Genomic DNA, 11,366 nt, shown 5'->3' with positions numbered 1-11,366 from the left:
AAATTATACTAATAAAAATAACAATTATAAAAAACTAACTAATTCAACAATACCCATTACTAACTTTAGAGTTGGTGATTGCGATCTCATTTAAATTGAATATTCTTGTATAGTTTTATGTACAACTAAAAAAAAGTAAATCTAATTTTTAACAAATAGATTTACTTCTTTTTTATAGGTCTCTACATCCAACTAAAGTTGAACAATTTTAGTTAAATAATTGGAAAACAAATTTCTGTCACCCATTTTTCAACCTCTTCTTCTTGTGCTGGTGATACATGATAAATAGTAAACATCTTACCTTCAATTTTATATTGATGATCCTCTATCCAACAAGCAATGCTTTCCGTTACATAAGAAACTTGATGGTAACTGCCATTCATTACAACAGTTGCTGCCTTTACAGTTGGTTCTTTTTTGATCTGAACTACTTTAGAGTGAAGGGTTATTTCTCCTTTAAAACTTGCTTGAATTTCCACATCGACGTCTTTTTCTTTGTATTCCTTATCATGAAAAATAGCTTTGTGCTGACCCAGTTGTTGTAGGTTCACTTTTTCTTTAGCAAGTTCTTCGTATAAAAGGCCCCATAGCTTTCCTTCTTCTTGATAACTTGGCAAATTCGATTTTAGTGAAACTACCTGTTGTTCTGGAAAATATTTCAACTGGACATGGTAATTTAATGGTTCTTTTTTGTACTTCAAGTCATGGATTGAACGTTGAAGCATTTTCTTTTGATTCACTAATTTTTCTAATTCACTCTCTACTTCTTTTTCTCGCTTTTCAAAATATTCTTGAATTGAATTTTCAGTTGAAAGCATTTCTTTGATTTCTGATAAACTAAACCCTAGCTCTTTTAATCGTTGAATTTTATTTACCTTTTTAAGCTGTTTACTACTGTAATAACGATAGCCCGATTCTGTATCAATTACTTGTGGATTCAATAGATTTAATTGGTTATAATGCCGTAGCATTCGAACACTGATAGCAGATAATTTAGAAAATTCACCAATTTTATACACACTATTTCCCCTCTCGTTTAAAGATTAAACTTCATCGATTTCTTCTCGATTTAATGGAATCTCTCTACGATCATCTATCATTCCATATAGATGATGTAACACAATTTTTAATACTGCATACAAAGGGATTCCTAAAATCATTCCTATTAAACCAGCTAAATTACCCGCAACTAACAGGATAAAAACAATGGTCAAAGGATGCATATCAAGAGATTTCCCCATTACCAACGGATAAACGATATTCGATTCCCCTATTTGCGTCACAATCACAATAATTGCAACAAGTAAGGCTTCAAAAGGTGAACGAGTAAAGGCGATTAAAATCGCAGGAGTGACACCCAACCAAGGTCCTAAATAAGGAATAATATCCATCGCACCAGCAATAACACCTAACAATAATGCGTAGGGTAAACCAATTGCCCAGTAGCCTAACGATGTACAAACTGCAACATATAAACAAACAATTGCTTGTCCGCTAATAAAAGAAGAAAGTGTACGATCCACATCTGTCAAGAGACTGCCTACTTCTTCTTTATATTTTAATGGAACAAATCGTTGAACGGCTTTTGGAAATTTCGCTCCATCTTTAAACATATAAAATAAAACGATAGGAACTGTGATAACTACGATGGTCACACTTGAAACAACTCCAACAATCGACAATAAGCTATCCGTCACGCCAGAAAATGCTCCCGTGATAAATTTTGAAGTCGATAAATTTAATTCATTTAAATATTTTTGAAGGTCAATATTTTTAAGCTCTGGCCGTTCCACTAATAAATTAAACTGCTTTTGCCCTTCTTTCATCATAGCTGGAAAATTTTGAATCAGTTGCGTTAACTGTTCTAATAAATTGGGAATCAAATTAACGACTAATAAAACAAATAGGACAATCAATACAATAAAGACTAATAAAATCCCCCAAATGCGTTTTATTTTCAAACGCTTCTCCAAAAGTTGGATTAGAGGGTTCATAATATAATATAAAAATCCTGCAACTAAAACTGGCGCAAACAGAGTTGAAACAAAAGTGCCAATTGGTGCAAATAAAAATCCTATTTTAGTGCTGACAAAAATAAGTGTTGCAAAGGCCAATAATTCAATTGTCCAAAAAAAGAGTCTTGATTCTTTTAATTTATTCATACGGTATTCTCCTTATCGTCACATTTTCATTTATCGTGTGTATTCTTATTTATTTTAACATGTTTTTTAAATAAATGATGCCATTGCGACTAATCCAAAAAAAATAAGCGATGGTACCATCGCTTATTTCCTCACTAAATGACTACCGTCATCAAGTAATCTTTCCCCTTCAGTTCTGTTTTTTCTGTTGTTAATACATCTAAAAAGTCTGCAGAGTTTGTCACTACAATTGGTGTAATTACTGGAAAACCAGCTGCTTTTATTTTTTCAATATCAAATGAAACAAGTGGTTGACCTACCGTTACATGCTCTCCTTGTTTGACATGAGTGGTAAACCCATCGCCATTCATTTGAACCGTATCCATCCCAATATGCATTAAAATTTCAGTGCCATCATCAGAAGTGATGCCAATAGCGTGTCCTGTTGGGAAAACAATGGTCACAACACCTGTAACAGGAGAAGTTAACTCACCAACTGTTGGCTCAATTGCCATTCCTTTTCCTAATGCGCCACTTGCAAATGCTTCGTCCGCGACATCTTTCAGTAAAACCGCACGTCCTGTTAATGGACTTTCAATTACTTCTTTTTCAATATAGGTTGATGGATCCGTGTCATTATTTAATCCTTCAGTTGTTGCAGTAGTTGTAGCCGCAGTAACAGTTGGGATAACATCATCAAATCCTAAAATTAACGTTAACACTAATGCTAAGACAAAGGCAATGGCTGTTCCAATAATCGCAACCATGACATTTGAAACAATCGCTGAATCTGTACTAATAAATGAAGGTAAACTTAAAATACTTACTAAACCAAATGCAAAGTTTTTAACCCCTGCAAACCCGATAATCGCTCCACCAATTGCTCCACTGATACAACCATAAATAAATGGTTTTTTTAATTTCAACGTTACTCCATAAACCGTTGGTTCAGTAATTCCAAAGAAGGCTGTTAACGTTGATGAACCTGCTAAAGCTTTCATTTTTGTATCTTTTGTTTTTAAGAATACGCCTAAGGCTGCTCCACCTTGAGCTAAAACTGCTGGCAATAGCATTGGCACCATTGTATCGTACCCCACTTGTGATAAGTTGGTCATCATGATTGGTACAAATCCCCAATGCATTCCAAAGATTACTAGCACTTGCCAGAAACCACCCATAAATGCACCCGCAACCATTGGACTTAGACCATAAATCATACTGTAAACATACCCTAGACCATCTCCAATAAATCCGCCTAATGGGCCAATTGCAATAAATGTTAACGGAACCATTACAAGTAATACTAGAAGTGGTACAAGGATAATTTTGATAAACTCAGGAACAACTTTTGTAAAGAAACGTTCAACGTAGCTTTGAATCCAAACTGCTAGAATAATTGGAATAACGGTTGATGCATAAGACATCAATGTGATTGGAATGCCAAAGAAGGTAATCGCATTTCCAGCTGCGGTCGCTGCATCCATCATTGGGTGCATCAAGGCTGCCGCAAGTCCTACTGCAACAAATTGATTGGTATTGAATTTTTTAGCTGCGGTAAAGGCTAGGAAGAATGGTAAGAAATTAAAAATACCATCGGCTGCAGCAAACAGAACAATATAGGTTCCAGATGTCGCTGAAAGCCAACCCATTACAGTTGCTAATGATAGAAATCCTTTTAGAACCCCGGCTCCAGCCATTGCACCTAAGAATGGAGTGAAAATACCCGAAATAATATCAATTAATGTACTTAAAAATGAGCCTTTTTCGCCAGACTCTTCTTTTTCACCTGTCGATTGATCCAAATTCGAAATAGCCATTAGATCTTTATAAACTTCGTTGACGTTGCTCCCAATCACGACTTGGTATTGACCGCCGCTTTCGACTACAGTAATCACACCTTCATGTGCTTCTAGGCCAGTACGATTGGCTTTTTTTGTGTCTTTTAATTTGAAACGTAAGCGAGTCGCACAATGTACAACTGAATTTACATTTTCTTCGCCACCTACTAACACTAATACATCTTGTGCTATTTGTTTGTTATCCATGTTCTCGTTCTCCTTTGTATGTTCTTCTATTTTTTCGACAAAGCATTTTTGGAAAAATAAAAAACCCAAATCAATAGTGAGCGTTATTCTCTACAAGGAGAATGCTTCACTATCAACTTAGGTTTTGCCTGCTTTATCAGTAACAATCCATCATCGATGTATTCTTATTTAATTATCTGCTACTCGGTGAATATGAATGGTCAAGTAAACCTGTTCATCCATCGACATCTCTTTTTGATGAGCGCTCTTCAAGTAACTGTTGATTTTCACTGTACAATCAAATGCTTTTGGGTATTTGATTTGTACTTGTTCGTATAAAAAATCATCTCCTGATTCATGGGTCTCACCTGCAATCATTCGCTGAGCAAAATACTGTAAATGGGTTATAAACCGGGTATAGTTTAAGGAATTTTCATCGAAAACTAACCCATAATGCATGCGAACAATGTTTAAGATATCTTGAACGATCTTTGTCATTTGAAACGTTTGATTCATATCTTGATCGCCTTGTCTTGCATTTACAATGTGTAATGCAATGGAACCGGCTTCATCAGGATTCAACGTTACACCTAATTTTTCTTGAATTCTATCAATCGCATTTAACCCAATTTGGTATTCTTTTTTATAGAACTTTTTGATTTCCCAAATTAAGGGATTTTTGAGGTCTAGTCCTTCTTTGCTTCTAGTGATAGCAAAATGGATATGGTCGGTTAATGTCAAATGGATATTGGTACTTAGTTTGACATCTAATTCTTTTTGAGCCAATTGAATAATTTCATTTGCGACTTCAATTTCATCTAATGGGATTTCTTTAAATAGCTCGGCTAATTGTTCGGTCACTTCTTTTCCTTCTGTAACAAAGGTTTTTTCAATCAATGTGGGATCGATCTCATCCCCCACCCTCTTATTGAAGGCCAAACCTCTTCCCATTACGACCATTTCTTTTTCATCAGCAGTCAAGGTTAGAACGACATTGTTGTTTAAGATTTTTTCAATTATCATTTCTCCCCCACCTTTAATCCTAGAGTAAAAAGAAAAACCTAAACTCATTCCAAATCTAGTTATCCCTCAAAGTGGATAGATATGATTTCGAATCAATTTAGGTTTTGCCTGCATGACCAGTAACAACCCTGTCTGTTATATTCTCAATATACCATGTGATTTTAGTTTTTGCAACCGTTCTCTTAATAAATTTTTTAATTTATTTTTATCCAATTTATTCAATACTTTTTTTTATAGAAAAACGATTCGTAAAATCAGGCTACGAATCGTTTCTTCTATCTATTCTTTTAATTTTTTCAATAGTGTTTGATACTCATTTTCCAATTTTTGTCGGTCTTCTTTTGGATTTGGATTTGATAATTTCCCAATAATTGCCGTTAATTGGGTTTCTAATACTAGTTTTTCATCTGCTGATTGCTTTACTGGAATTTTTTTATCAGAGGTTTCTTTGTTCTTTTCAGCTTCCCACATAGTCAGTTTTTGCTGTTTGATTTCCCAGTAATGAGTTGCTATCTTCTGGTTGAAAGTTTCATCATGTGAGACAAAAAGAAGCGTTCCTTCATAGGCCATTAAAGCTTCCTCAACGGCTTTTAATGAAGGAATGTCTAAATAGTTGGTAGGTTCATCTAATAGTAGTAAATTGGCATCACTTACAAGAAGCTTCGCCAATGAAACCTTATTTTTTTCACCACCACTTAGTAAATGGACTTCTTTATAGACATCTTGCTTTCTAAATAATAGTCTTGCTAATAGCATCCGAACAAAAGTCTCGTCATGAACGCTTTCCTTCATTACATTTTCTAAAATCGTACTTTCTTCCTCCAATAACTCTAGCTTTTGACTAAAGTAACCAATTGAAAGGTTTTTCACTTTTTGAATTTCCGGTGAATTTTCTATAATCAGTTTGAGTAAGGTTGTTTTTCCTACGCCATTTCCCCCGATTAAAGCTGTTTTTGAGTGATTGACTAACGAAAAATGAATTTGATTTAAAAGGATGCGTTCGTCAATTTTTTTAGTTAGCTTTGTTGCCGATAGTAAAATAGGTGCGTGTAAGGTCTTGCCTTTAGCCAATTTGATTTTAATGTTCGCAAGCTCGGTTGGCGCTTGTTTGACATCTAATTGATCCAGTCGTTTTTCCGCATTTTTTGCTAACTGACCTAATTTTTTCTTAGCTTTTTGATCCCCCATTTTATGGAGTCTTGCCTCCGAATTCCCCATTCGTTTAGGAGCTTTTCGAATTTTTGATGCTCTTGTTTCCGTTTCTCTGGCCACTTGTTTTAAACGCTTTTTTTCTTTTTCGTATTGGTGATATTCTGCTTGCTCTGTATGTTGTTTAAGCTCTTTCTGGTTTAAATAGTCGTCATAGTTTCCTTCGTAAAAGTACGTTTTTCCTCTTTCAAGTTCTACTATTTTCGTACAAACTTGGTTTAAAAAGGTTCGATCGTGGGAAACCACAAGGACGGCACCGTTAAATTGCTTGATTGCTTTTTCTAAATAAAGACGGTTGTCCTTATCAAGATGGCTTGTTGGTTCATCTGCTAGCAAAATGCCGCTTCCAAGTTCAAACGCTTTTTGTAGCTTGCGTTTAGTTTCTTCTCCACCACTTACGGTAGCGCCTGCAACAGCATCTGGTAGTTGTTCCAAATATCCAATCGGACTAAACGAACGAATGGATCCCCTATCAGGAACTTCTTTATTGCTTAATAAATTTAATAAGGTTGTCTTACCTGAACCATTGGCGCCGACAATTCCGATGCGGTCGCCATCCTCAATTTGCCAGTTGTCAATCTCAACTAAGACACGACCTCCAACTGATTTTTTGATTGCTTTTATTTCTACTAACATAAAAAAACCTCCTTCAAATCTGAAGAGGTGATGGTTTACTTGCATACAAAATAAATAGACCGATTCTAGTGAAAGAACTAAACGGGTATTTTGGCTTGTATGTTGATAAAATCCACTCTCAGATTAGTTGCAAAAATTCCAAATAACCCTTCATTATTTTGCCTTTGAAGTTACTTTAAGAATTCAGTTAACTAAGAAACAGTGAATTATATTTTCATCGCCTTAAATACCTTTACCTTTCATGAATTGATCTTACACCGCTATTGTACTTCATTTGTTGCTAAATTTCAAATCGTGGCATTAAAAAAATCCCTTCAAAAAATAATTGAAGGAACTTTCTTATACTATTGAACTATTCTTTAGACTTTAATTGCTTGCTTCTTAGTTGTCCACAAGCAGCATCGATATCGCTTCCTTGTTCTTTACGAACAACTGAATTAATCCCTTTTTTCTTCAACGTATCGTGAAAGGCTAGTACGTCTGCTTTTTTACTGCGGCTGTACTGATCGTGTTCGGATACTGAATTGTATGGAATCAAATTTACATAGGCTAAATGACGTTTATTCGCAAGGAGTGCTGCTAGTTCCAAAGCTTGTTCTTTTTGGTCATTTACGCCTCGCAACATAATGTATTCAAAGGTAATGCGACGATTTGTTTTTTCTAAATAATAATCGACGGCTTCCATTAATTTTTCAATCGGGAAGTTGCGATTGATACGCATAATGCTTGTTCTGATTTCATTGTTTGGCGCATGTAATGAGATTGCTAGGTTTACTTGCAAGCCGTTTTCAGCAAACTCTTTGATTTTTGGTGCTAGTCCACTCGTCGAAACTGTAATATGACGAGCGCCAATTGCTAACCCTTCATTGTCATTAACGATTTTCAAGAAACTCATCACATTGTCATAATTGTCGAAAGGCTCGCCAATTCCCATTACAACAATATGACTCACGCGGTCGTTTTCTTCTTTGTCATCTAAATAATGTTGTACTTGCATAATCTGCGAAACAATTTCACCAGCCGTTAAATCACGTTGTTTTTTCAAAAGACCACTTGCACAGAAGGTACAACCGATATTGCAGCCTACTTGAGTTGTTACACAAACAGATAAGCCGTATTCATGGCGCATTAATACCGTCTCAATCAACAACCCATCTGATAATTCAAACAGGTATTTAATTGTTCCGTCATTTGATTCTTGAACAATTTTTTGTTCCAATGGCTGCATAATAAAATTTTCTTCCAATAATTGAATGGTTGCTTTTGAAAGATTCGTCATTTCAGAAAATTGACGCACACGTTTTACATATAACCAATCCCAAACTTGTGTTGCTCTAAATTTCTTTTGATCGTGTTCTAAAAACCACTCTATTAATTCTGCATTTGTTAATCCGTAAATTGACGGTTTCATCCTCTTACCTCACTTTTCTCACATTTTTTAATTTGTCATTCGTTACCTATATCACAATGGATAGTCTTTAATAATATATACCAAAATGCCTATTCTAGCAATCTCTATTTGATTAATTTAATTTAAATGTGACAGATATCAAACGATTTATTTCTTTAATAAGGAAAGTTTTAATGAGGTATTACTTGTAATTAAATTCTTTTTTTGTTAAAGTTAGATTATAAAGCAAGCGACTACTTGCTTGTATTTTTAATAAAATAGACTCAAAGGAGGATGATTTATGGATTTAAGAACTGATTCAATACAGTCTGTCTTAAAAAAATTAAACGTCAACGAAAAAAAGGGCTTGACCCTAGAACAAGTAGAAGCGATTCGAAATGAAACGGGGCCAAATCAATTTAAAGAAGAAAAAAAAGACTCTCTTTTCATAAAAGTACTGGATCAACTAAAAGAAATTACCACCATTATTTTACTTATTGCCGCGGCAATCTCCTTTTATTTGACCTTAACATTACATCCAGAAGATTTTGCTGAACCAATCGTTATTATTGCAATTGTGGTTTTGAATGTAATTTTAAGTATCAAACAAGAGAATAATGCAGAAAAAGCCTTAGATTCTCTTAAGAGCTTAAATTCCCCACAAGCAACTGTTTTAAGAAACGGTCAAATTGAAAAAGTTGAAGCTTGGGAGCTTGTTCCTGGTGACATTTTAATTTTAGAAGCGGGTGAGTCGATTCCAGCCGATGCTAGATTATTGACGTCTTCTGGTTTAAGCGTGGAAGAATCTGCCTTGACTGGTGAAAGTTTACCTGTTGATAAAGATGAAAAAGCTCTTGTTGCAGCCGACGCTGCTTTGGGGGATCACTTCAATATGGTTTTCTCAGGTTGTTTAATTACAAATGGTCGTGGAACTGCTGTGGTAGTTGCAACGGGCATGGATACTGAAATGGGAAAAATTGCTGAGTTATTGAGCACAACTAAAAAAGCTAAAACACCTTTACAGCATCGTCTTCATAATTTAGGAAAAACGCTAAGTGTGATTGCCTTACTTGCCGGAGTTTTTATTTTCGTAATTGGTTACTTACATGGCGAAGCCCTTGCCGAGATGTTGATGACTGCTGTATCCTTAGCAGTTGCTGCCGTTCCTGAAACGTTACCGGTTATTGTGACGATTACTCTTGCCTACGGTGTTCAAAATATGGTTAAACGAAATGCGATTATTCGAAACATTCCTTCTGTTGAAACGTTAGGGAGCGCTTCTGTTATTTGTTCAGATAAAACAGGGACGTTAACACAAAATAAAATGACTATTAAAGAGCTTTGGGCAGTAAATCACGAACCTATCAAAGCGGATGCTGATTATCAAGAAGAAGAAAATAATTTATTAGAAATGATTAGTTTAGCAACAAATGCTACGATTGAGGAACGAGATGGCGAAGAAGTTTTAAGTGGGGACCCTACTGAATCTGCGATTATTCGCTTGCTACAAGATCGTGGTCAACAAAAAGATGAACTTGAGAAACGTCATCCTAGAATACACGAAATTCCTTTTGACTCCGAGCGTAAGTTAATGACTACCCTTCACGAATGGGAAAATGGCTATATTTCAATTACAAAAGGTGCATTCGATCGAATCCCTGCTGATTTTTCTAACGAGTTAAAATTAAAAGCGCAACAAATTCATGATTCTTTTGCTGAAAAAGCTCTTAGAGTTATCGCTGTGGGATACAAATATTACGAAGAGCTTCCTTCTGATTTAACTCAAGCAGAACTTGAAACAAATTTAACTTTTGCCGGAATCGTTGGGATGATTGATCCTCCACGTAAAGAAAGTAAAGAAGCCGTTCGTGCCGCTAAAGCTGCCGGCATTAAGACAGTCATGATTACCGGAGACCACATTGTCACTGCTAAAGCTATTGCTAAAGAGATTGGTATTTTAGAAGACGGTGATAAATCAATTACGGGAGCAACATTAGCGCAACTATCTGATGAAGAGTTAAAAAATTCGGTTCGCGATTATGCAGTGTATGCCCGTGTTTCACCAGAAGACAAAATTCGAATCGTTAAAGCCTGGCAAGCAAACGGCGAAGTTGTTGCCATGACTGGAGACGGTGTCAATGATGCTCCTGCTTTAAAAGCAGCTGATGTTGGAACTGCGATGGGAATTGCTGGAACCGAAGTAGCGAAAAGTGCGGCGGATATGGTTTTAACGGATGATAACTTCGCAACGATTGTTCATGCAGTTGAAGAAGGTCGTCGTGTGTATGAAAACATTCGAAAAGCTGTTTACTTCCTATTAAGTTGTAATATTTCAGAGATTTTCGTTATGCTAATTGCGGTTAGTATGGGTTGGGGTGTTCCAGTGATCTCGATTCAACTATTATTAATCAATGTTGTAGCTGATGGAATTCCTGGTTTCTCTTTAAGTAGAGAAAAAGCTGATGCCGATATTATGGAACAAACCCCTACTAAAAAAGGCGCTAGTATCTTTAGTGGTGGCTTAGCTCAAAAAATTGGTGTACAATCGATTATCTTTACGATTATTACGTTGATTGGGTTTTATGTTGGTTCCTTTGTAGATATCAACCAAACGATTACAGCAAATCACCAAGTTGGGCAAACAATGGCCTTTATCATTCTTGGCTGGTCTTCTGTTATCCACATTTTCAATGCACGTAGTAAAGAATCGATTTTCAAAATTGGCTTTATGTCCAATCCTATTTTATTCTGGTCTGCAATGCTTTCGATTTCACTAATTCTATTAGTAGCATTGGTACCAGCCTTCGCAAGTATCTTCTCACTTGTGTCGCTAAGTGCCGCTCACTGGTTCCTAGCCGTTGGTTTATCCATCGTGCCATTAGTCGTAATTGAGATTCAAAAAGCTGTGCTTAGAAAAATGGGGAAAAGTTTCTAAAATAAAAA

Annotated in this window: 7 protein-coding genes; 1 reads left to right on the top strand and 6 read right to left on the bottom strand. The window is 35.7% G+C overall.

Annotated features, from left to right (window positions below; translation table 11 throughout):
• Nucleotides 1–212: 212 nt before the first annotated feature.
• The 6 genes from CDIMF43_RS03845 to rlmN form a co-directional block, all read right to left on the bottom strand.
• A complete protein-coding gene (locus tag CDIMF43_RS03845; RefSeq protein WP_109841235.1) occupies nt 213–1,019 on the bottom strand; it encodes a MerR family transcriptional regulator in 807 nt (268 codons plus the stop codon).
• A gap of 24 nt (nt 1,020–1,043) precedes the next feature.
• Nucleotides 1,044–2,162, bottom strand: a complete 1,119-nt coding sequence (locus tag CDIMF43_RS03840; RefSeq protein WP_074402296.1) for an AI-2E family transporter — start codon at nt 2,160–2,162, stop codon at nt 1,044–1,046.
• Between the two features lie 134 nt (nt 2,163–2,296).
• The gene (locus CDIMF43_RS03835) at nt 2,297–4,186 is read right to left on the bottom strand and encodes a beta-glucoside-specific PTS transporter subunit IIABC (RefSeq protein WP_109841234.1); all 1,890 of its coding nucleotides are present in this window, start codon (nt 4,184–4,186) and stop codon (nt 2,297–2,299) included.
• A gap of 168 nt (nt 4,187–4,354) precedes the next feature.
• On the bottom strand, nt 4,355–5,188 hold the full coding sequence (gene licT, locus CDIMF43_RS03830) for a BglG family transcription antiterminator LicT (RefSeq protein ID WP_074402294.1): 834 nt from the start codon (nt 5,186–5,188) through the stop codon (nt 4,355–4,357).
• A 279-nt stretch (nt 5,189–5,467) separates the two neighbouring features.
• Nucleotides 5,468–7,033 carry a ribosomal protection-like ABC-F family protein gene (abc-f, locus tag CDIMF43_RS03825; RefSeq protein ID WP_109841233.1) on the bottom strand — a complete coding sequence of 522 codons (1,566 nt, stop codon included), beginning with the start codon at nt 7,031–7,033 and terminating at the stop codon, nt 5,468–5,470.
• A 352-nt stretch (nt 7,034–7,385) separates the two neighbouring features.
• Complete coding sequence (rlmN, locus tag CDIMF43_RS03820; protein WP_034571755.1) at nt 7,386–8,444, bottom strand: dual-specificity RNA methyltransferase RlmN; 1,059 nt, start codon at nt 8,442–8,444, stop codon at nt 7,386–7,388.
• A 280-nt stretch (nt 8,445–8,724) separates the two neighbouring features.
• On the opposite strand from rlmN, the gene CDIMF43_RS03815 reads away from it, so the two are divergent.
• On the top strand, nt 8,725–11,358 hold the full coding sequence (locus CDIMF43_RS03815) for a cation-translocating P-type ATPase (RefSeq protein ID WP_109841232.1): 2,634 nt from the start codon (nt 8,725–8,727) through the stop codon (nt 11,356–11,358).
• Nucleotides 11,359–11,366 lie beyond the last annotated feature (8 nt).

This window comes from Carnobacterium divergens (assembly GCF_900258435.1).
GTDB lineage: Bacteria > Bacillota > Bacilli > Lactobacillales > Carnobacteriaceae > Carnobacterium > Carnobacterium divergens_A.
The sequence above is the reverse complement of the archived record's forward strand: the minus strand, read 5'-3'. Positions and strand labels throughout refer to the sequence as shown.